This is a genomic window from Agrobacterium sp. MCAB5 (assembly GCF_052114365.1).
GTDB lineage: Bacteria > Pseudomonadota > Alphaproteobacteria > Rhizobiales > Rhizobiaceae > Agrobacterium > Agrobacterium tumefaciens.
The window spans coordinates 1-532 of record NZ_JBFREP010000187.1 but is presented as its reverse complement, the minus strand read 5'-3'; the positions used below and the strand labels follow the sequence as shown (position 1 = coordinate 532).

1 pseudogene is annotated in these 532 nt (G+C 60.5%); it reads right to left on the bottom strand.

Annotated elements, in window-relative coordinates:
• Positions 1–2 precede the first annotated feature (2 nt).
• Positions 3–532, bottom strand: a pseudogene (locus AB4Z23_RS28135) (SDR family oxidoreductase); the annotation flags it as partial.

Sequence of the window (532 nt, the reverse complement as noted above, 5' to 3'; positions counted from 1 at the left end):
TCTCAGAGGCTGATTGTGATGCCGCCATCGACATAGAGCGTGTGTCCATTCACGAAAGATGAGGCTTTGGCCGACAGAAAGACTGCCGCGCCGACGAGCTCTTCGACATCGCCCCAGCGGCCGGCTGGCGTGCGTTTCTCCAACCAGGCCGTGAACTCGGGATTGTCGACCAGCGCATGGTTGAGCGGCGTCTTGAAATAGCCGGGCGCCAGCGCGTTGATCTGCAGGCCGTGTTTTGCCCAGTCGGTGGCCATACCGCGCGTCAGGTTTTTCACCGCGCCCTTCGTGCGATCATGTGGTTGGCGACCGCCTGTCCGACATAAAAAGCACTGGAGATGTTGGTCTTCAGCAGCTGCTCCTAGCGCTCCACAGGAAACTCTTCCAGCGGGCTGCGAAACTGCATGCCAGCATTGTTGATCAGGATATCGATCGGGCCGGTGGTGCCTTCGATCGCATCGACGCCGCGCTTGACCGCGTCGGCATCCGTCACATCGAAATCGCTGGCCGAAACCCGAGCGCCGGTGTCAACCAG